Consider the following 20,791-nt stretch of genomic DNA (forward strand, 5'->3'; position numbering starts at 1 on the left):
CTCCCCTGAGAAGCGTTTCAAATTACGTTAAATTTGTATTTATGGATAATGCATTTAAAAAATATAGTATCGACACAACAGACTATCAGGTTGGCCAAGACAACGTTCAAAAATGGGGATTCGATATACACAATCCCGTATTCGGCATCAGTGCTGGTCTCGTTGTTTTCTGTCTTATTTCACTTCTTCTTGTCGAGCCAGTCACCGCTCGCGACGCATTAAACGGGATCAAAAACGGAATTATTGAACAGTTTGATGCATTCTTTATGTGGTCTACCAATTTCTTCTTATTGTTCGCTGTTGGTCTGCTTTTCTCGCCATTAGGTAAGATTCGTTTAGGCGGTAAAGAGGCGACGCCGGATCATTCAACCGTTTCATGGCTGTCAATGCTGTTTGCTGCAGGTATGGGTATTGGTCTTCTCTTTTGGAGTGTGGCTGAACCAACGGCCTATTTCACGGATTGGTGGGGCACGCCGCTAAACGCAGAAGCGTATTCAGCCGATGCCAAATCACTCGCGATGGGCGCGACCATGTTTCACTGGGGTGTTCACGGTTGGAGTATTTACGCCCTTGTTGCGTTGGCGCTTGCTTTTTTCGCCTTTAACAAAGGTTTACCGCTTTCATTGCGCGCGGCGTTTTACCCAATTTTTGGTGACCGTGCATGGGGCTGGTTAGGTCACGTTATTGATATCCTTGCTGTACTTTCGACGTTGTTCGGTCTTGCGACTTCTCTTGGTTTGGGTGCTCAGCAGGCAACCAGTGGTATTAACCATGTATTTGGTTTAAACGGCGGCATCGGTACACAAATGGTGGTGATTGCGTTTGTAACCTTTATTGCTGTGCTTTCTGTTGTTCGTGGTATTGACGGTGGTGTCAAACTCCTAAGTAACGTCAATATGATCGTTGCGTTTGCTCTGCTTATTTTTATTACGTTCATTACCTTTGATACTGCGATGGGTTCATTAGTCGACACGACAATGGCATACATCCAAAACATCATTCCATTGAGTAACCCGCATGGCCGTGAAGACGAAACGTGGATGCACGGTTGGACAGTGTTCTACTGGGCTTGGTGGGTATCTTGGTCTCCGTTTGTGGGTATGTTTATCGCTCGTGTATCGAAAGGCCGCACCGTTCGAGAATTTTTGTTCGCAGTCATCGTGATTCCGACGTTGGTAACATTGGTTTGGATGTCAGTATTTGGTGGTATTGCGCTTGATCAGGTCGTGAACAAAGTTGGTGAATTGGGTGCGAATGGTTTAACGGATATTTCACTGACACTATTCCATGTTTACGATGTATTACCATACAGCTCAGTGATTTCTATTCTGTCGATTGTTTTGATTTTGGTGTTCTTTATCACCTCATCTGACTCCGGTTCATTGGTTATCGACAGTATCACTGCGGGCGGTAAGATTGATGCTCCCGTTCCACAGCGAATCTTTTGGGCGTGTATTGAGGGTTCAATTGCCGCTGTTATGCTCTGGGTTGGCGGTAAAGAAGCCTTACAAGCGCTACAGTCTGGTGTGGTTGCGACCGGCTTGCCATTTACCTTTGTTCTGCTGTTGATGTGCGTGAGTTTGGTGAAAGGTTTACGTACCGAGCTTTCCGCTTACCGCTAATCGATGTTGATAAATTAATACTCAATGCCGAGCATTCATTTGCTCGGCATTTTTATTTCTGCTTTTCTTTTTAAGAAATTCCGTTACAGTTTGGGCTTCTTTTTCATCACTCAACTGCATTATGTCGCTTGCTAAACTTATTCTCATTCGTGGTCTTCCCGGCTCAGGAAAAACAACCTTGGCGAAACAATTGGTGAAAGATTTCGATGCGAAGCATTTCGAAGCCGACATGTATTTTGAGAATGAGAAAGGCGAGTACCACTTCAATCCGTCTTTGCTTCCGCAAGCGCACGAATGGTGTTTTGAACAAACGCGAAAATGGTTGAACAAAGGGAAAATCGTGATTGTAAGTAATACCTTTGTAAAACATTGGGAAATGAAGCGGTATTTAGATTACTGCCGAAAGAAATCTATCGAGGTGGAAGTGAAGGTGTGCTCGGGCGAATATCAGAGCATTCATAATGTGCCACCAGCGACAATCGAGAAGATGCGTCGCCAGTGGCAAGAGTAATAAAATAGACTCGAAGCATTACTGGCCGCGTCCATCAATCATTACGATAAGCGTTTTGCTCATGATAGAAAGATCCATCGTGATCCACGAGTAAAACGAGCCGAGGCTTAGTGCATAGCTGTGGTCAAAACCAACTTTTCTTCTCACGTCTTCAATGCAAGCATCGTAACCTTGGTTTACTTGCGCCAAGCCTGTAATACCTGGCAGTACGCCGTATGTACGCTCTACAAAATATGGAATTTCATCTTCCAACTTTTGATAAAAGGCAGGTCGCTCAGGGCGAGGGCCAATCATAGACATTTCACCTTTCAATACATTGAATAGCTGCGGTAACTCATCGAGACGAGTCTTACGTAAAAATCGGCCGACCGGGGTAATGCGTGGATCATTTTCGGTTGCCCAAACCGCACCTGAGCGTTGTTCTGCATCGATGTACATCGTGCGAAACTTCATGATTTGAAACAGATCCATCTTCTCGGGTGTGCAGCGACCAACACGCAGTTGACGATAAATTACTGGGCCTTTTGAGCTGACCTTGATGGCAAGAGCAATGAACGGAAACAGTGGTGCGGTTACTAGCAGAATCAACAGCGCAACCAGTACATCAAACGTTCTTTTCGCGTGGCATACATTTGAGTCGTAACGTGAGTTTTTCATGATGCTTTCCTTATTGGTTGACGCGTTTCCAACGCCCGTTTTCCATGCCTAGTAGGTACTTCATACCGCCGACAAAGTTTGCGATATGGCCAATGACGATATAGCTAATCAGTTTGAAAGGTTTCACTGTGTTAAGGGCTGGTATCAGATAAGTCATTAACGCAATGCCGTAAATGCCAACCTGCGCCAACAGCAACAATAGAAACACCGGATGTTGAGCAAGTAACAATGAGCACACTAAGCACACAATCATCAAATACGGCGTTGCTAAACGCAGAACCTTTCCTGATAGAAATGCAAAGGCGGTGCCACGATAGCGAGGCAGCAACAATTTTTTCAATTGCATCAGCTGCTGCATGTTTCCGGCTGAGATTCGTAGGCGGCGCTTGAAGTCTGCGTCGTCTGAGCTTTGTTCCAGTTCGAGCGCGAGCATCTTAGGTTCGTAAACCGAAGTGAAGCCTCGCAAAACGATTCTCATAGGGAGAATGAAATCGTCATTGATGGTGCCAGCTTCGAGTGGTTCAAACAGCTTAGTCCTGAACGTGTAAAACGCGCCGTGAGAACCAATGGTTGAACCCAGCAGGGATTCTTGGTGTTTAACGCGAGACTGGTACTGCCAGTAAGCGGCTTCGCCTTGATTGTTTGTACGCATAATTTGGTATGTCGCGTTAACGACGCCCACTTTCTCATTTTGATAATGCTGGCTCGCCAAAAGAATAGAGTCGCAAGAAACTAGCGCAGACGTATCACTCAGCGCCGTGATGTCGGACGTGACGTGTTTCATCTCTTCATTAATCAACGCGACTTTGCCACGATTGATAGGGTGGTCGTTTACAATAAACAGAGTATCAGAGCAAATCGCTTCTTGAATGGTATCTTGTGCGATTTCCGCGGTTTTATCGGTACAACCATCACACGCGATTACCACTTTCAGCTTATCCCTTGGGTAGTCCAAACTCGCCAAGTTGCGAATTTTCTCAGCAATCCACTGCTCTTCGTTGTAAGCGGGGATGATGATGGTCACTGAAGGAAGTTTGTTATCACTGGCCGAGGCTTTGTAATGACGCTCTGCAAAGTGTTCGCCTTCGTCGTTAGATTTTGGTTTGAGTGGCAGCCATTTCAGTAGTAACGGATAACCCACATGATGGTAGATGATCAAAAACGCAGACAAACCAAAACCAGCAATCCAAATGAGATCATTCATAAGTCGACTCCTTAGCCAAACGAGTGTAGCGACCAACCATGTCACGAATATCGAAATGTTGAAGAATGTAAGCTCGAGGCGAATGGATGTTTGAATCCAATTGTTTAGATAGAGCCTCCGCGAGTGAAAATACGCGGTTAGGTTCTACCAAAGCGCTGCTTTTCGGGCACAGTGTTTCTTTCACGCCGCCAACATCCGTCGCGACGCAAGGGATGTCACACGCTTGCGCTTCGAGTGTTGAAAGCGGAAACCCTTCTTGCAGAGACGGTAAACAAAACAAGTCTAAGCTTTGGTAGAAGCTTGGCATGTCGTCGACTAAACCGAGAAAGGTGACGCGTTGCTCAAGTTTGAGTGTGCGTACCAAATGTTCAAGTTGCTCGCGTTGGCTACCGTCACCTGCAATCGCAAGGTGGGTATGAGATTCAAGGTGAGAGAAGGCCTCTATCAGCACTTTATGTCCTTTCACGGTTTCTAATCGGCCTGCTACGCCAATTACGGTTTTATCCTCAGGTAGTCCAAAGTGATTTCTTTTAGCTTGGCGATCACCGCACTGAAACTTTTGACAATCAATACCGTTGTGAATGGTGCACACATCGCGATAGTTGAGTTTGGTTGTGATTTGGTCCGCAACAAAGTGCGCATCGGCAACCACATGTGGTCGAACGGTTTTTAGCAGCACAGACTGTAAGCGCGCAGCTTTTTTATTGTTCAAATGCCAGGCATCATGTTCGGTGTGAATGATGACAGGAACGCCAGCCAAACGTGAGGCAATGCCACCGTAAAGCAAAGGACCAATATGATGTGTGTGTACAACATCTGGCTTCATGCCTTTGATCATCGCCGTAAGTGTGCCTAAGGTTTTAACGCTGAACCCCGGCTGTTTATTGAGAAAATGAAGCTGGCTTTTGTATTCGGTCAACTTAGCCCATTTCGCTAAGGATTGCGATTTGGCGCCTTCTAAGCTCACCACAAACACATCGTGACGAGGTTCTGCGAAGCGAAGCATATCCAGCACTAGCGTTTCTAATCCACCCGGTGCCAAGTGTTGCACCACATGCAACACCACTTTTTTATGATTCCGTTTGGTGTTTTTATTTTCTCTGCGTTCCATCTTTACGCCCTCAGTAGTGTGTATCTACTCTGAACAACGTATTGCACGCTACGTGCCATTATTTATTTAAAATAAAAACAACCAGTTAGGCCTGAATGTCAAATCTGAAAATCAACATTCTCAATTTGAGATTCATATTAATGAGAAGACAAAACCATGCGGTACGTTAACGTTGCGTAGCAAAGAAAAAGCACTCGGGTCAACGAGTGCTTTATCGTCATGGTGATTAGGAGAGTTAACTGGCGAACGTCACTTTAGGCAAGGTGGTGATCACCGGAACGCCCAAGTGTTTTTCTAATGCTCGGCGAGAGCGCACCGAGTTATCTGCCAGTTCAAGTATGGTGGCTAGACCAACGCCAAGGCCGGCACCACCGAGAAACCCTAGAATGATAAATACAATGCTTGGTAGATTAGACGGAATTGTCGGAGTGAATGGCGCATCAATGATCTTCACGCGTTTGTTTTCTTCAAACACACCAAGCGAGCCTGTCAATTGCGCCATTTCGTAACGCTCGACGAGGTCGTCGTACATTTCACGTTTTACGGCGACATCACGTGCTAAACGGTTGATTTCTGTCGCGGTGCTACCAAAGCGATGGGCATTGCTTTCTAACTCTTGAATCATCTTTTGCAAACTGACGGTTTCTTCGGTGAGTGATTCAAAACGGCTACGCATAATTTGCAGTTGATGAAGTTGAGACACAAGCAATGGCTGCGCTTCCCCAAAACTACTTACGGTGGCGTTACTCGCAATGTCCCACAATTGGTTACTGTTCAGCTCTGGCTGTTTTGAACTGAGCAGAACTGTGCGTTCTTGCTCTAAGCGTTTTAATTCGCGCAATTTTCCTTGTACTAGGCTGTGCGCTTCGGTGTATTTGGCGCGGAGCAGAGTAAGCTCGCTTCGGATCTCGATAATTTGTTCTTCAATCTTACCGATGACGGGATTGGTTTTGGAAAGCTGTTGGTCCAAGCTCCCCAAACTGCGAGTCACACCGGCAAGCTCGGCTTCTTTCTCCGCCAAGGTTTGCTTTAAGCTGGCTAGGCGGGTCAAGCTTTGGGCTTGCATTTCTGGTGTTGCGTGTGAGTAGGTGTTTTTATACTCGGCAAAAGCGTGCTCGGCTTTGTCGAGTTCTTCTCTTCGCTTATTGATATGGATGGTCAAAAAATGACTGGAATCCTTAATCGACGAGCGTTCCGGTGCCAACAGTTGCTCAACAAATCGGTTACTCACCGACGTTAACATTGACTCCATTCCTTGTGCTTTACCGCTTCTTAGCTGAATTTGGATAAAGTCTTTACCCAGTTGTTGAACAGACAAGCGCGAAGCAAGATCTTTGATGATGAATTCTTGTTCTTTCGCGCCCATGTCATCGTCAATCAGCCCTTGCTCTTTTGCGACAGAGTAGAGCACGTGACGGCTTTTCAGCAAAGTACTCAACGCACTCAAACGGTCTTTAAGCATGGTTGATACGGCAATATCTTGCAGAAACGGATTCATCTTTGCCGTTTCTTGAATCAACATGCTGGTGTGTGCGACGTACGTTGTTGGAACGAGCTTGCTTACGCCAAAACCAAGGATAGGTAGCACAAGCATCGGAATGACAATCATATAGCGACGTCGCCACGCGCCATGCAGTAATACGCTGATGTTTTCTCGTAAATCGCTCATAGTGCCCTCACTAATTTCTCAACTTGGTCTGCTCTTGCTTCCCAGCTTTGTTGTTGGACATAAGATGTAGAGCCGTTTGGTGGTGGCAGCAGGTGACTTAGGCTGGCACACACGTCTTCGACGTCGGCGACGATGTGTAACATGTGTTTGTAAGGCATCAGAGCCGGAAATGGCGTGCTAATCACGGGCGTGCCCGTTGCCAAATACTCCAAAAGTTTGAGCGGGTTACACGCTTTGATTTGTGCGTTGTCGACAAACGGTAGCCAACTTGCGTCCCAGTGTTGTGAATAGCTTGGCAATAAATGATGCGCGCGAGGCCCCAAGTAATGAACGTTGTCTCGCTGTGGTAATGGATTGTGGGCAAACTCATTCGGCCCAATAAAAACCAAATCCCAATCCGGTGCGTGTTGGGCGACTTGATCGATCAAACGATAGTCCAGCCAGTCAGACAAACTGCCATAAAAACCCAATATTTTACGGCCATTGTTCGGCAAGTCGCTTGCCTTTTCTGCAGGCGTTGAAAATAGACTGAAATCGACCCCGTGTGGCAGCGTTGTGGTTTTATTATCCGGAAATCGAGCGGCCAGCTTGTCGCTTGCAGCAAGAATAAAATCGGCGTTATCAACCAGTGTGCGTTCATGCTCCAAAACGGTTTGATGATCAACGCCCGCTAACGCGCCAAAATCATCTCCACAATAGTAAATTAGCCCGCGTTTTTTCATGGCATTACACACGTCAGCGGCGGTTGGTAGGGATGTCCAAAACAGTGGGTTGTCGAAGTTCAACGCTTTTAAGTGTTTTTCTAGTTGGTGCTGCATCATCTTCGCTGCCACTTTTCTTGAGAAAGCAGAGTGGGGAGCCGGTATTGTCAGCAAATTTAACGTGAAAATGTTGTCTACCGCATCACAATGCATGCTTGGCTTATCTGAGCCAGTATTGCTGATAACGCGGGAAATCTTGCTCACTAAACGTTGAATGTCTTTACCCGTCGGTTTTGGTTGTCTTAAACCGATGGAATTAACCCAAAGAATGCGATGGTTGGTGGCAAGTCGCTGAACGATGTGCTGCGTTGATGATGGTAGGCCGCCGAAGTCTTCGCCAAATACTACGATATCCGTCATGTGTTTCTCCTTGAGCTCTTAAGATTGGGTTTCTGATAGAAGGAGTAATCACAATGCGTGCCAAGGATTTTAGCCTTTAAAAACAGCTGGTTGTATTGTCGTCAAAATGAAAGGATTAGGATTTCTCATTTTGACAATCAGATTGAACGATACGACTGACCACCACGGTGAGCGCGGCAAGGATGTAGATTGGCCAAGTAAAGCCTTGAGTAAGAAACGTACCCGAGACAATGGTGCCGATAAGGCCGCTCAATACCGCGTTTGCGCCAACAGTCAGTGCGTAATCGGAATCGGGTGTGAGCAGCGAAATGGATTTTAAAGAGGTGCGAATCAACGAGACGATCAGCGTGATGAATACCGCTAGCCCGACAAATCCGGTTTCCGCTAACACGCCAAACCATGTACTGTGCACCGCGTGGTTGATGCCATCCCAATGTGGGCTGTAGAAGTAGTAGTTGAAGTAGAAGTTATCCAGTCCCACTCCAGTAAACGGGTGGTGGAGTGCCATTTTGAAAGCCGCTTCCCATGCGTACAAACGACCCATCGCTGATGCGTCGATACCATCTTCTGCTGCGCCGCCGGATTCACGCCCCGAAATCCCAGCAAAAGCATACAAGGCTAAAGCCGCAACTGCCCCAAGAACCAAAACCAAGGTTTTGCTTTTGATGTGTTTAAAGGCGAAGTAAGCAAACACGGAGAGCGACCCCAACAAACCGCCACGGCTTTGTGTTTGTATCACTGCGAAAAACAGGATAAAGCAGGTGATAAGCGCGAAGAGTCGTAATAGGGTTGGCGAGCGCTTTTCCATCAATTGACTAACGGTAAAGGCGAGAGGAAACATCAACACGAGTGCCAAATCGTTAGGGTCGCCCAGCACTGAACCAATGGAACGCCCAATCGACACGCGAGTGCCTTCGACTAAATCAATGCCGTTCGCTGCGTTGTTAAGCGCGACTAACCCAATCAACATGCCGGCGACGATGATCGCTTTGGACATTTGAGCAAGCTGCTGAGGTTTGGTGATCAGCCAAGTGATCGCCAAGGTCATCACAATGATTTTCCAATACGTATTTTTAAATACCGTGATGGCAATATCTCGGCTAGAGGCGAACACAATCCCGATGATAACTAGCCCCCAGAAAATGCACAGCCACTTGAGTGAAGGGTGCCAGAATGCCGTAAGTTGGCGACTCAGCAGTAGATGAAAAGCTAGCGCAGCTAACGCGCCAAGGGATAAAAGCAATGGGATTTTAAAACTGTAAATGGCAGGAAACGCTTCGTGAATACGGAAAAAGGAAAAGATAACGAACAGTGTCACGAGCCAAAAGGTTTGATTGAGGACGAATAGCAATGCCAACGGTGCAAAGCACACTGCCACAATCAAAATGGGGTGAGGCATCACGATCCAAAGCAGCGCAATCACGACGGTGATCGTCAGCGCTGCAATGGATTGTTTTGTTCTCACATCGGTTGAGCTCATATCGAATATCTCTTCACTTGTCCGCGCCATCGAATGAATTGCTGACTTAATGCGCTGCGGGTTTCTTTACTCACGTAACGAACGGCGAGTCCTGCAAGCAGGCTGCATGTCAAAATGCAAATTGCGATGGCGATTCCTATCGATTGTGAAGAGTGAAGCAGGAACAGTGCCACACCTGAGATAATTTGCAGTAAAACCATCAAACTCAAATGGAATGGTAGAGTCATACACTGTTGGCCAACCGCGTAAGTTAAGCCGAGTTTACAAAGCTGCGCGTAGTACAACGCAATGAACACGCCAAAAATACCGAGAGAAGACAACCCAAATAGCAACCCAATCGCAACGAAGGCAGAAACCACATTAATACCAAGCAACCATCGGGTTCTGCGTTTGAAAAGAATGGCGATGTTTAACAATTCGCTCCATTCCTTGAGCATCGCAATCGGTAGCAAGAACAGAGTGTAAAGTACCGCTTCATGGTAGGTCTCTGGCAAGAAGTTCGTGATCATGACCATTGCTAGTGTCGCTACAACCACGCTGAGCGCAGAAACATAAATCATCCCTAAATGGGAAACACGCACGGCTTCATTATCTCGACCATTTTCGAGGTATGCAAAGCGTCGTGGCATCCACCACATGCCAAATGGCTGCACCAAAATACACATACCCACTGCGAACTTAACCGCAATCGCATAAATGCCTAACGTCGCCAACGAAGCATTTGCACCGATGAACCAGCGTTCGGCACCATTCAAACAAAACGCGACAAGCGCAGACAGCATTACTGGTAGGCAGTAATTCAAATACTGCTTGGCTAAGGCAATCTGAGGCAGAGCGAGGGTGTAACGGTTGATGATGTGCAACCAAACAAATTGCATGACCGCAGCGATAAGACCGCCAATCAGCACCGAGATGACATGCGGGTGCAGCGCAAGCGCCGCGACGATAAACGTGACTTGCAGTAGAGTAGTCGTCACCATCACTTGAAGCAGCGTTTTGGCTTTGTCATCTTGAGTGCGCAGCCAAGCCGTGCCAATCGCAATGCTGCCCTCCAAAACAATGGCAAGCGTGACAACAGCAAATTCGATGCGCGTAAAAGGTTCAGGAATAGGGAGCAACGCAATCAGTAACAGGAGAATCGCAGCCACCGTGCCGGCGATCAGCACCGACAATGAATAAAGTTGGTTGAGAGAAACGGTTCTTTTTTGTGCGTCTTTCTCCACGCCGACAAAACGATAGAGTGCTTCGTGCAAAGCAAAGCTGACCAACAAGGTTGTCACTACGCCAAAAGTGGTCAGTAGCTCGAGTTTGCCCATTTGCTCTGGCGTTAAAAAGTGTGGGAGCACAGGCAACATGAGTAAGCTGATGCTTTTGTTGATCACTAACGCAATCGCGAAAAGTGACATGTTGGTCATTGCTTTAGACATGGTCATATCCTTTGACGTTGTTTCGCGCTTTGGCATTGTGATGACTGGTTGGCGCATGCTCTGAACATAAATATTGAGCGATTGGCATGTAGCAGCGTTCCGCGCTGTATAGCTGTGCGACATTTAAGGCTTCAAGTCCCATTGTGACCTTCATCCACGGTGACTCATTAAGCAGACGAATCGCGTTGTGCAGAGAAGCCGCATTATTCGGTGTGTATTTGATGCAGTTCTTTCCATGAGTCAATACGCGATCCCAATAGCTATCATCGTGAGGGATAACCACACACATACCGGACGCCAGTGCTTCTAAAATGGAAAGCCCGAAAGGTTCGTTCACGCTGGTGGAAACAAAAACACCACACTGTGCACGCAATTCGTTGAGGTTGTTTGGAGATTCATACCAATCGACCCCTTTGGTATTAAAATCCGGAGTGGAATATTCAACGCCTGGTACATTCGGTTTGATGTAACAAATGGTAGATTGAATGGTGGTGGTGTTTTCTAACGTTAGGGCATCCAGCAGTAAATCCACGTTTTTCCATTTCAACAAACTCGCTGCCCAAAACACGCGATTGGAGATTGGGTTAGCTTGTTTCGGCCAGCGTTCGCGAGAAAGGCCGTTCACAAATGTGGAGGCGTTCAATGTGCTCCAATATCTTTCCGTCGCAGGTTTTGGTGTTTTCAAATAGGCTTGCAATGCGTTAATCAAGGATTCGCGAGTGTTTGACAGATAGTAGATAGCGCTGGCTTTTACTAAGCAGTAGCCGGATGATCTTGCGACGCCAACAGGTCCGTGAATCATTTGTACCACCGGTTTGCGGCTGAACAGTCTCATCAAGTACAAAGGCATGTCATTACTCGGGCAAGACAGCCCCAGATACCAATCGATTTTTGGCAGCTTCATGCACACCTTGAGCAGTTGAATTAGATAAAACGCGTTCATCAACCAATAGATGAGACCGTGAGTGGAGCAAAATGGCGCTGCTTTTATGTTGAGAATCTGAATACGCGGCGTGTCTTCCAAAAGTGGCGTCCAATGCTCGGGCTTTGTTGTCACCAAATAACCAACAACGTTGAGCTTATTGCACTGTTTGAGTAGCTCTGCATTGGCGATTTTTGAGCCGCCTTGCATTGGAATCGCATCGAACATCAATACACGTTTCATGATCTGTTCCTCAGTTGATGCTCAACCAGCGGGAAATGGGTTTCATGCACTGCGCCATTGGCATCGGTACAACAGTTTTGTTTTCCAGCTCGGTTTCATAAATTGTTTCAATCGCTTTGACGGAAGCGGTCGTGGTCAAGTTTTGGCTAGCATGTAGGTAGGCATTTTCAGCCAGTTTTTCTCGCAAGTCGGCATCTTGCATGACCAATTGAATCGCATTCAGCAGTCCAGCCATGCCCTGGTTTGGATAAAGAAGGGCGCTATGGTTGTGCTCGAACAATTCGGGAATACCGCCAGTTTTAGGTGCTACGATTGGCAGTTTTGCTAATGCCGCTTCTCCTACGACTAGACCAAAAGCCTCTTCGTATGCGCCGCTAATGAAAGCGTCAGCATTGCCCGACATCCAAGCGCCTGCATTGGTCTGTTCTCCGACGAAGTGCACGCGGTCTTGCATACCAAGAACGGTAACTAATTGCTTCAAGTTTTCGCGCTCTTCACCGTCGCCGACAATCACGAGATGTGGATTGGTTTGATGGTAGTTGTGCATTCGCATAGCATGAATGAGGCGGTCAAACCCTTTGCGTTTGATCAGCGAACCAACCGAAAGGAAGGTGAATGCATTAGCAGGAATCCCCAAGCGCGCTTTGATGTCGATAGGCGCTTCAGAGTCATCCAAAGAGACGCCGTTGTGCACTACGTGCAGTTGCTCTTCTGGATAACCATCGCGCAGAATTTCACGGCCTACATCTTTGCTCACACAGATCAATTTTGGCGAAAGGTGCAAGCCAAGCGAAAAACGATCGCGCAACGTGTAGTGACAATGCAATTGCGTGACTAGAGGTACATGATTCATGCGCGCGGCTAAGGACATCCATTGGCAAGGGCCACCGCTGTTGACATGAACGAGGTCGATATTGTGCTTCTCGATGAGCGCTGAACCTTGTTTGATTAGGTTATTCCAACCCGTGATGTCCCAACGAGGTGCACACCAGCCACCGACGAGATTGAACGTAGAGTGCTCTGCTTTGATACCAAGATCTTGGCATTTCTCAATCAGAGGTTGGCAGTTCGACCAGACAATTGGCTCGAACTTGTCTCGGTCGATACCCAAGATAAGATCGAGTAGTACCACTTCACTGCCGCGAATCCAGTTATCACCATAATGAACGTAAAGAATGCGTTTTGGAGTAGTCATAAGTCACCTCGGTCTTATCGTTAATCTAATTCGACTACTGCAACCGAGATGCCAAAATATGCTATTGGTTTAAGTGATTGAAATGTATAGATGAGGAAATGAAAACAAAGAGGCAGCGAGACAAATTCTCAATTTGAGAACCAATATGGGTTAGTTATCCATCTCAATTTGATATTGCGTTAGCAATACGGGAATAACGCTCTCTGTTGAGAACTGCTCTACGATCGTTTGGCGTGCGTTTTTACGGATTCGTTCTTGTTGGCTTTTCTCCATCGCCATCCAGTATTGCAGATTGAGCGCGAGAGCGGGGACATCATCGGCAATAAAGCCATTGTTGCCTGTTTGAATGATGTCGGGTAAACGTCCGACCTTTAGACTGATCACCACAATGCCGCGTGCCATTGCCTCAAGTGCCGCCATGGGTAGTCCTTCGAAGCGAGAAGAGATGATCAATACGCTGATATTTTCCCATACCGCGTTCATATCGGTTTGATGACCATGAAAAATGACATTCGCTGGTGCGGTTGTCTCTAAGGTTTGTCGCTCAGGCCCATCGCCATAGATAGAGAAGCGATAATCGGGGCAGGCTTTCGCTAACTCGATAAATTGATCTGCGCCTTTTTCATGGCTTAAGCGACCAACAAACGAGATCTCTTGATAGTGGCTGTTCATGCTTGGTAGCGCGACAAAGTTGTTGAGCAGTTGCGAGGGGCAGAGCACTTTATCTTGAATACTTTTGCTTACTGCAAAGCAGTGATCGGAGAGATAGCCTGAGCATCTGTCCAACCCGTCGTAAAGCCACAGTTTGCCAGATGACGACTCACCGGCATGATAAGTTGAAACCAAACGCGGAAAAGTGCGAGTGAGCAGTTTGGCGGTGCGAGCCAGTAAGCTCGCCTTGTAGCCGTGAGTGTGCAGTACACTCGGTTGGTGATGCGCGACAGCACTGGTGAGGTGCTTGATCGCAATTGTATTCAACGGAACGCCAGATATTTGTGGTAAATAGCTGGTGGGAATGTTTGCCGCTTGCGCTTTCTCTACAAGGTGCGCTTGAGGTGTGTACTCCGTTGGCAACACAATACGCACTGAGTGTCCAAACGCGAGAATGCCTTTTGCCAGCTCTAATATGTGGCTTTCGATGCCGCCAAAAATGCGGCTATCAACAAAAATCCAAACTTCGCCCACAATGGGTAAATCAGGATTGTTCGAGATTAACTTCATCCGCTTCCCACGCTTGTTTTTTACGATAGACCGTTGAAGGGCTTAGCTCCAGCATCACCGCGGCATTGAGCACGTTACCATCACAATAAGCGATCGCGTTTTGAATCGCTTCACGTTCGACTTGCCACATTGGTCGGATACTTCCGTCTGCATTAAAGTACGGCGATAAGGAATGACTCGGTGTTTCAACGCCGACAGTAGGCTGTGTTTGTTGCGCAGGCGCCTCTTGAACAGGTTGCACTGGTTCAATGGGTGGTGTTTGCATCGCTGGAGCATTATGTCCGTTGAGATTGTTGCTCGGGCTTGATGATTCGACGTGCACAGGGGTTACGGTTCTTGCCTGCGTTTTCTTTTGAGTTAACTGAGCGGGTAGGTGAGCCACCGTGACTTTTTCATCATTGTTGAGTACCACGATATTACGAATGATGTTTTGTAGCTGCCTTACGTTGCCAGGCCATTCGTAATGTTTGATCACGTGCTGCGCTTCGGTATCAATGTTAGAGAATTTCTTCTTGTCCTCTTTGGCGTAAGTCGTGAGAAAATGCTTGGCTAACGTGACGATGTCACTTCCTCTTTCTCTCAAAGGTGGCATATCAATCGGCACAACGTGAACACGGTAATACAAGTCTTCGCGGAAGCGTCCTTCTTCCACTTCTGTAAGTGGATCTCGGTTGGTGGCGCAAATGATACGTACATCGACTTTCATCTCTTTCGTGCCGCCAAGTGGGGTGTAAGTGCCCGTTTGTAAAAAGCGCAGTAGCTTTTTCTGCATTTCCAGTTCCATTTCACACAGCTCGTCGAGAAATAGCGTCCCACCGTGGGCCAATGTTGCTGCGCCTTTTCTGTCTGTGGTTGCGCCAGTAAACGCCCCTTTAACGTGACCGAAAATCTCACTTTCCATCAAATCTCGTGGTATCGCACCACAGTTTATGGCGATGAAAGGTTTGTCTCTGCGATCACTTTGGCGATGAACGGCTTCGGCGCACACTTCTTTACCCGTGCCACTTTCACCGACGATAAAGACGCTGGCCGAGGTTGGTGCGACGGCATCTATCGTTTTGTATACCGCTTGCATCGGTAGGCTTGAGCCAATGAAGCCATGATAGTTGTGGCGATCGAAGGTAGACTGAATGTTTTCTACCAAGTCTTCCAATTTGGCTCGCTTTAGATGCAGTGCCACAGAGGTTTTAAGACGGTCGGCATTGATGGGTTTTTCTAAGAAGTCTTCAGCGCCTTTTTGTATCAAGTTTACAGCTAAGTCGACGCTGCCGTGTGCGGTGGCGATGATGACCGAAGTGGGAATATCATTTTGATTGATCCAATCCAACACGTCTTCACCCGACATGTCTGGAAGTTTTAAATCCAAAATGATCAGTTGAGGCTTGCTGCGTTCAATGAATTGAATGGCATCACGACCTGTCTCGACATGGAAAATGTCGTAAGGCTCATCTTTCACATATTGCTTATAAAGTATGGCTAATGAGGTAGAGTCTTCTACCAGTAACACCCTTGGTCTCATAGTCCTATCCCAACTTAATCTGATTCATTGTTATGATTCTGCCAGCTCACTTGGAGATTAATGAGAAAGAAAAAATAGATAAGCATCCTCAAGTCGCTAGAAGATTCTCAATTTGAGAAAAGTTATAGTTAAGTATTAGCACAGGGCAGGGATATTGCGAAAATTCTTTACTTTTTAATTGATTAAGCACGGTATGGATTTTAAAAGATGAAGACCAAATCGCACTTGAATAAGTGCGATGGTTCATATGGTTTTGCGGGTTTTCTTCTTGTTACTCAAAACCTTGAGCCTTGCGCAGGTTGAGCGCTTCAAACGAACGTTCAGCCAGTAAAGGCAATGCTGCACACAGCTCCAATGCTTGTTGGGTTTTACCTTCGACGCAATGTTTCTCGATGCTTCTGGCTTGACGAGATAATGGGCGATTGCCTAATGCCAGTGCAGAACTGCCGAGTGTATGGACTTCAAACTCGAGTTTTTCTAGGTCATGCTCACCCAACGCCCGCTCAATTTTTTGCATCCGTTCACGAGACTCTTCGATATAGTGTTCAATCAACGTGGGAATGATCTCCGCGCAGGTGTCTTTAATCATTTGCTGGAGAATGAGCTCATCAACCAACTCTTGTTCAATGTGTTGTGCAGTATTGGAATTCATAATAAGCGCTCCCTATAACATAAACAGTTCACTTTTTTTAATCTGCTGGGCCAGTTTGTCTTTCCATTTTTTCGGTAAAAAACGCAGCTTTTCGACTTGGCGAATCAGCTCGTCTTTTAGGCTCGGAGTGTGTTTCATGTTTAGTACCGAGCCAATCAGATTGGCATCGCTTGCTTCAAGCAGCTTTTTGGCTTGCTCAAGTTGCGTGGTCGTCGTAGACCCGTAATGAGCAACCAGAAGCGTTGCATCACAAACTCCCGCGATGACTTGCGGTGGAATGTTACTCTTATTCACACTGAGCAACGGAGAGGTGTCGATGACAATGCGATCATACTGAGATAACCATGTCTCGATGTTTTTCCTCAGTGCGGTTGGATCTCGATACGCCAGTTTGGTGCTTGCCAAGGACGGGGCAGGCAATCCCACCAGCGTTTGGTGCGCATCTTCGCGCGTAATTAAATGACCGACATTTGCGTCATCATCAAACTCGTGCACCGTGTGATACGCGGGTTTGAATAAGTTCAAGTCCACATATAATGTGCTGTAACCTGCCAAGATAAGGCGCTCGGCAAGAGAAGAGGCGACAGACGTAACGCCTTCTTCAGATTTACAGCCCACCACGCAAATCGATCTGTGACCCTTTTGTTCACTTTGCAGATAGATTTGCTCGATTTCGGCATGAGTCGCAGGAATGGTCATTACAGCGCTCCTATTAACACGATGGTGGTGGTGATTTGAAGAATGTCTCTCAAACCAGCGCGCGCTTTTTCTGCAAAGCTTTCATCTTTATGAGGAATGTAAATCGTATCCCCAGCTCGAATGACAGGCAGATCGTAAATGTTGGCGGTTTTGCTGAAGTTTACGAGGTCGAACGTTCTCGCTTGGCCTTGGCAGCACGACATATTGACGATGCTAATTTTCTCAAGGTAAGCGCTGTTTGTTGGGCCGCCAGCTTCTGCCAATAAGTCTAAAACCGTCATGTTGTCGTTGAACACGTAGCGTCCCGGATCTCGTACTTCACCCAGTACGCGCACGGTGGATTCTTTAGAACGGTCGAGCCAGTTTTTGTTTTTCTCCGGAATGTAAATAGTGTCGCCAGGGCGCACGTCTGGCAGGATAGATTCATCTCCCGTTTCGAAATACATCGACAGATTTAGTTTGCTCACTTTTGCGTAGCCTAAGCCGCGATGAGTCACGCGAATATTGTGGATATCGGCATCCATCGTCGGGCCGTCGGCGGCCGAAAGAATATCGAGAAAGTGCATTTCGTCCGTGAAGCGATAGCGACCAGGTGCGTTGATTTGACCAAACACGTAAATGGACGCGTCTGAGCTTTGGCTGACCCATTGAGATTTGTTGTCGGAAGGGTCGTCTGGCAGTGCGTGAACGCGCACGACCGTGCCAGCAGAAACGCGTGGCAAGTTAGACGCTGGCGAACCATCTAAAATGTACTGGTCTAAATCGAAATTCGTCATTTGACCGTTGTTGGCCACTTCAATTTTGGAGGTGTCGGCACGGCGAGTCGGGCCGCCAACGTGAGCCAGCAAATCAATGAGGTCCATTTCATCCGACCATTCGATTCGGCCTGGACGAACGACTTCACCCATTACGGCAACGGCGCGACTTGGTGCGACTTTCAACCATGACTTTTCATTAAAATCGGTCTTTTCCGGTACGAATATCGCGTCGCCGGCGCTCACTTTTGGTGGCGCCACGGAAGAGAGCCCTTCAGTATGCGCCGTTAAGTCGAATTTGATCACCTGACCGTCGGCTTTTATCACTCGTATTTGGCGTGATTCTGCGTAACGAGTTGGGCCCCCTGCGTTTGCCAGAATGTCCATAAAGCTCGCGCCTTGTTTACCTTCGTAAGCTCCCGGGTGCGCAACTTCACCCATGATATAAACTACGTTCGCGCCAGCTTTTATCTCTTCTTCCTGCTTAGGCACAAAGATGGTTGCACCAGGCAATATCTCAGGCAGCAAGCTTTGATCGCCAGTATCTAGGTAGGTTTTCAAGTTGAACATGGTTGGTGTGTTGTTCGTAATCACGCGAATTTGCTCAACGCTCGCGTAGCGAGTAACACCGCCAGCGCGCATGACCACATCGACAAGTGTGGTGTTTGGCTTGTAAGTAAATGAGCCCGGGGCGTTCACTTCACCGAACACTTTGATTGCGCGAGCGGAGTCGGCACTGTCACCAGAGTTGGCGAGTTTGGCTGCATCGAACTCTTGCTCAATGTTGCCGACCAATGGGGAAGCAGGCACAAATAACACGTCTAACGATTCCAGTTTTGGTAGCTGGCTGTTGTCGCCTGTATCCAAAAAGCGTTTGTAATCGAACTCGATGTTCTGATTGCCACGTTTGACGATCATTTTGTCGAGCTGCGCGCCAGCACGGAGTCCGCCAGCTTCGTAAACAAACATTTGGATGTTAGAACCTGCGGGCAACGTGTATTCACCCGGCTTAACAACGTAGCCTTGCACGGAGACAAGCAGTTGTTGCTGTTTAATGAACACGCGAGCGTTATTCACGTCTCGATAGACGGTTTTCAGCGTTTCAATAATGACATCTTGCAATTGCTGCTCGTTATAACCAGCAACAAACACCGGACCAATTTCCGGTAAGTTGATTCGTCCGCGGCGGTCCACTTGAAAACCTTGGTTTAGCGATGCTTCGCCGGGCAGGTTGATCTGTACTAAGTCACCAACTTTTACTGTGTCGTTATCTGCGGCATGCAGAGGGGTTACCCAAGCGAGTACGCACATCGCGAACAAGGCAAAAAACGTTTTGAAAATGCTCATAACGCGCCTCCTATCGAACCGCTCGCGCTCGTTGGCATGTTGCCTTTGTTAGGTAAATTGTGATTACTTGGCGCATTGCTATCAGAGTTTGCGCTGAGAACTTCGATGCTCACACGACGGTTGGTTAGGCGCACGGCTGGCGTTTGTCCCTCATACAAAGGCAATGTGTCGCCAACAGATTTGGTTTGTACACGGTCTGACGTTACTCCGAACACACTTAAGTATCGTTTAACTTGCTCGGCTCGTTCCTGTGCTAGTTTTTTATTGTGCTCAGGCGTACCCGTGACGTCCGCATGGCCAGTGACAACCAGAGACAGAGCAGGGTGGTCGCGCAGAATATAAGCGGCTTCTGCCAAGTGTCCCATGTACTTCGGATTGATCTCCGCAGAATCAATGGCAAACTGATTATCGACGTTGAGCAGTGCATAAATATCGGCGACGATGTTTAAGTCATTCCTTAGCGCATCGATGTCGTCCGGCGGCGTGCAAGTGGTTTGCGTAAGTACGTAGTCGAGTTGCTGCTCAAGCTGGTTTAATCGACGACGCTGGATGACTAGATCATTGGCGGCATCAAGCAGTAAACCGCCTTCTAGTTCACGAGCAATGCGATTTTGCTTCTCGAGTGCTTGCACCACTGCAGCAGGGAAGCACCAACGAGCGCCTTCTTGAATCAAAGCGTCGAGATGAAGCTTGGTCAACTGCCAATCGAATCGCAATCCATGCTCTGGGCCCAATGGTTCATCTGGCATCACAGGCGAGAACTGATAGTTCTCAATCGAAATATCTTGATAGCTTTCCGCCAATCCACCCTGACCATGATCGGGATAATCAAATGACGAACAACCAAACATGCCGACAACGAGACCGCTAACTACACTTCGTCGTATTAGATTTACCATGCCAACCTCCGTTTAAACCGGTATTTTTAGTGTCCTTTTGAATTGACGGGAATGGCATGGTTGATACGTAACAAGCTCATGATTTCTAATGGCTGACCTGATACGTTTTCAATACTCATGCTTCGTTCACGTTCAACTAGGCGCTTATATAAGTAAACAATGGCACCAATCCCTGAGGAATCAAGAAATTGGACGTGCTGGAGGTTGATTTCGACTTCTTTGTGATGATTGTTGTGAATTACTTCATCAATGTGATGTTGGGCTTGACGACAGCCGTTTGCATCCAAGTCACCAAAAATCTCAATCGCTAGTTTGTCTTGGGTGATTTCAAGTTTGCGTAGTTCCATGATCCTATCTCCATTTAGGTTCTTTCCTAATCTCGTAGAGCAGGGAGCGTGCCAAAATTTAAATTCAATAATTTCAATCAATTAAAGTGATGGCAGTGTGATGTTCAAATTGAGAAACGCCCAGTTCTCAATTTGAGAATCAAAAATGAACGATGATTTAGATGCAGATTGAAAATTGAAGAGGAGAGTT

General features: G+C 47.2%; 18 protein-coding genes. 2 read left to right on the forward strand and 16 right to left on the reverse strand.

Annotated features, from left to right (window positions below):
* Positions 1-41 precede the first annotated feature (41 nt).
* Together OU793_RS05760 and OU793_RS05765 are read left to right on the forward strand one after the other, a co-directional pair.
* A complete protein-coding gene (locus tag OU793_RS05760; protein ID WP_005483430.1) occupies positions 42-1,622 on the forward strand; it encodes a BCCT family transporter in 1,581 nt (526 codons plus the stop codon).
* 121 nt (positions 1,623-1,743) lie between these two features.
* A complete protein-coding gene (locus OU793_RS05765; RefSeq protein WP_053815628.1) occupies positions 1,744-2,133 on the forward strand; it encodes an AAA family ATPase in 390 nt (129 codons plus the stop codon).
* A gap of 18 nt (positions 2,134-2,151) precedes the next feature.
* Here the strand turns inward: OU793_RS05765 and OU793_RS05770 are convergent, their stop codons facing one another.
* The 16 genes from OU793_RS05770 to OU793_RS05845 all read right to left on the reverse strand — a co-directional run bounded on the left by OU793_RS05770 (position 2,152) and on the right by OU793_RS05845 (position 20,601).
* Complete coding sequence (locus OU793_RS05770) at positions 2,152-2,790, reverse strand: sugar transferase (protein WP_005495117.1); 639 nt, start codon at positions 2,788-2,790, stop codon at positions 2,152-2,154.
* Positions 2,791-2,800: 10 nt separating this feature from the next.
* Positions 2,801-3,994, reverse strand: a complete 1,194-nt coding sequence (locus OU793_RS05775) for a glycosyltransferase family 2 protein (protein WP_180793855.1) — start codon at positions 3,992-3,994, stop codon at positions 2,801-2,803.
* Entirely contained in the window at positions 3,987-5,105 is a 1,119-nt protein-coding gene (locus OU793_RS05780; RefSeq protein ID WP_025508291.1) for a glycosyltransferase, read from the reverse strand. The genes OU793_RS05775 and OU793_RS05780 overlap by 8 nt, the downstream gene beginning before the upstream one ends.
* Positions 5,106-5,340: 235 nt before the next feature.
* A complete protein-coding gene (locus OU793_RS05785) occupies positions 5,341-6,774 on the reverse strand; it encodes a chain-length determining protein (protein WP_069537024.1) in 1,434 nt (477 codons plus the stop codon).
* Entirely contained in the window at positions 6,771-7,895 is a 1,125-nt protein-coding gene (locus OU793_RS05790; protein ID WP_140103160.1) for a glycosyltransferase, read from the reverse strand. The genes OU793_RS05785 and OU793_RS05790 overlap by 4 nt, the downstream gene beginning before the upstream one ends.
* Positions 7,896-8,010: 115 nt before the next feature.
* The gene (locus OU793_RS05795; protein WP_021486645.1) at positions 8,011-9,375 is read right to left on the reverse strand and encodes an O-antigen ligase family protein; all 1,365 of its coding nucleotides are present in this window, start codon (positions 9,373-9,375) and stop codon (positions 8,011-8,013) included.
* Complete coding sequence (locus OU793_RS05800) at positions 9,372-10,802, reverse strand: lipopolysaccharide biosynthesis protein (RefSeq protein ID WP_065767966.1); 1,431 nt, start codon at positions 10,800-10,802, stop codon at positions 9,372-9,374. The genes OU793_RS05795 and OU793_RS05800 overlap by 4 nt, the downstream gene beginning before the upstream one ends.
* Positions 10,795-11,967, reverse strand: a complete 1,173-nt coding sequence (locus tag OU793_RS05805) for a glycosyltransferase family 4 protein (protein ID WP_024699474.1) — start codon at positions 11,965-11,967, stop codon at positions 10,795-10,797. Before OU793_RS05805 ends, OU793_RS05800 begins: the two co-directional genes overlap by 8 nt.
* Positions 11,968-11,977: 10 nt before the next feature.
* Positions 11,978-13,162, reverse strand: coding sequence for a glycosyltransferase (locus tag OU793_RS05810; protein ID WP_025524677.1), 1,185 nt, complete (start codon positions 13,160-13,162; stop codon positions 11,978-11,980).
* Positions 13,163-13,312: 150 nt separating this feature from the next.
* Positions 13,313-14,383: a glycosyltransferase family 4 protein gene (locus OU793_RS05815; protein ID WP_047733617.1), complete on the reverse strand. Its 1,071-nt coding sequence runs from the start codon at positions 14,381-14,383 to the stop codon at positions 13,313-13,315.
* On the reverse strand, positions 14,358-15,902 hold the full coding sequence (locus OU793_RS05820; protein ID WP_005455006.1) for a sigma-54 dependent transcriptional regulator: 1,545 nt from the start codon (positions 15,900-15,902) through the stop codon (positions 14,358-14,360). Before OU793_RS05820 ends, OU793_RS05815 begins: the two co-directional genes overlap by 26 nt.
* A gap of 271 nt (positions 15,903-16,173) precedes the next feature.
* Positions 16,174-16,554 (reverse strand): Hpt domain-containing protein, encoded by a 381-nt coding sequence (locus OU793_RS05825; RefSeq protein WP_005454845.1) that lies wholly within the window; start codon positions 16,552-16,554, stop codon positions 16,174-16,176.
* Positions 16,555-16,566: 12 nt separating this feature from the next.
* Positions 16,567-17,253, reverse strand: coding sequence for a CpsD/CapB family tyrosine-protein kinase (locus OU793_RS05830; RefSeq protein ID WP_005454821.1), 687 nt, complete (start codon positions 17,251-17,253; stop codon positions 16,567-16,569).
* Positions 17,253-19,319, reverse strand: a complete 2,067-nt coding sequence (locus OU793_RS05835; protein ID WP_229614932.1) for an SLBB domain-containing protein — start codon at positions 19,317-19,319, stop codon at positions 17,253-17,255. The genes OU793_RS05830 and OU793_RS05835 overlap by 1 nt, the downstream gene beginning before the upstream one ends.
* A gap of 32 nt (positions 19,320-19,351) precedes the next feature.
* Positions 19,352-20,254 carry an OmpA family protein gene (locus OU793_RS05840; protein WP_005491469.1) on the reverse strand — a complete coding sequence of 301 codons (903 nt, stop codon included), beginning with the start codon at positions 20,252-20,254 and terminating at the stop codon, positions 19,352-19,354.
* Between the two features lie 26 nt (positions 20,255-20,280).
* Positions 20,281-20,601: an STAS domain-containing protein gene (locus tag OU793_RS05845; RefSeq protein ID WP_005454817.1), complete on the reverse strand. Its 321-nt coding sequence runs from the start codon at positions 20,599-20,601 to the stop codon at positions 20,281-20,283.
* Positions 20,602-20,791: the final 190 nt, after the last annotated feature.

This window comes from Vibrio sp. VP6, from assembly GCF_028823755.1.
GTDB lineage: Bacteria > Pseudomonadota > Gammaproteobacteria > Enterobacterales > Vibrionaceae > Vibrio > Vibrio parahaemolyticus.

What these genes read in the sequence shown, in the direction of transcription:
- OU793_RS05760 (WP_005483430.1), top strand. Translation starts at nt 42, where the DNA reads ATGGATAATGCATTTAAAAAATATAGTATCGACACAACAGACTATCAG.
- OU793_RS05765 (WP_053815628.1), top strand. Translation starts at nt 1,744, where the DNA reads ATGTCGCTTGCTAAACTTATTCTCATTCGTGGTCTTCCCGGCTCAGGA.
- OU793_RS05770 (WP_005495117.1), bottom strand. Translation starts at nt 2,790, where the DNA reads ATGAAAAACTCACGTTACGACTCAAATGTATGCCACGCGAAAAGAACG.
- OU793_RS05775 (WP_180793855.1), bottom strand. Translation starts at nt 3,994, where the DNA reads ATGAATGATCTCATTTGGATTGCTGGTTTTGGTTTGTCTGCGTTTTTG.
- OU793_RS05780 (WP_025508291.1), bottom strand. Translation starts at nt 5,105, where the DNA reads ATGGAACGCAGAGAAAATAAAAACACCAAACGGAATCATAAAAAAGTG.
- OU793_RS05785 (WP_069537024.1), bottom strand. Translation starts at nt 6,774, where the DNA reads ATGAGCGATTTACGAGAAAACATCAGCGTATTACTGCATGGCGCGTGG.
- OU793_RS05790 (WP_140103160.1), bottom strand. Translation starts at nt 7,895, where the DNA reads ATGACGGATATCGTAGTATTTGGCGAAGACTTCGGCGGCCTACCATCA.
- OU793_RS05795 (WP_021486645.1), bottom strand. Translation starts at nt 9,375, where the DNA reads ATGAGCTCAACCGATGTGAGAACAAAACAATCCATTGCAGCGCTGACG.
- OU793_RS05800 (WP_065767966.1), bottom strand. Translation starts at nt 10,802, where the DNA reads ATGTCTAAAGCAATGACCAACATGTCACTTTTCGCGATTGCGTTAGTG.
- OU793_RS05805 (WP_024699474.1), bottom strand. Translation starts at nt 11,967, where the DNA reads ATGAAACGTGTATTGATGTTCGATGCGATTCCAATGCAAGGCGGCTCA.
- OU793_RS05810 (WP_025524677.1), bottom strand. Translation starts at nt 13,162, where the DNA reads ATGACTACTCCAAAACGCATTCTTTACGTTCATTATGGTGATAACTGG.
- OU793_RS05815 (WP_047733617.1), bottom strand. Translation starts at nt 14,383, where the DNA reads ATGAAGTTAATCTCGAACAATCCTGATTTACCCATTGTGGGCGAAGTT.
- OU793_RS05820 (WP_005455006.1), bottom strand. Translation starts at nt 15,902, where the DNA reads ATGAGACCAAGGGTGTTACTGGTAGAAGACTCTACCTCATTAGCCATA.
- OU793_RS05825 (WP_005454845.1), bottom strand. Translation starts at nt 16,554, where the DNA reads ATGAATTCCAATACTGCACAACACATTGAACAAGAGTTGGTTGATGAG.
- OU793_RS05830 (WP_005454821.1), bottom strand. Translation starts at nt 17,253, where the DNA reads ATGACCATTCCTGCGACTCATGCCGAAATCGAGCAAATCTATCTGCAA.
- OU793_RS05835 (WP_229614932.1), bottom strand. Translation starts at nt 19,319, where the DNA reads ATGTGCGTACTCGCTTGGGTAACCCCTCTGCATGCCGCAGATAACGAC.
- OU793_RS05840 (WP_005491469.1), bottom strand. Translation starts at nt 20,254, where the DNA reads ATGGTAAATCTAATACGACGAAGTGTAGTTAGCGGTCTCGTTGTCGGC.
- OU793_RS05845 (WP_005454817.1), bottom strand. Translation starts at nt 20,601, where the DNA reads ATGGAACTACGCAAACTTGAAATCACCCAAGACAAACTAGCGATTGAG.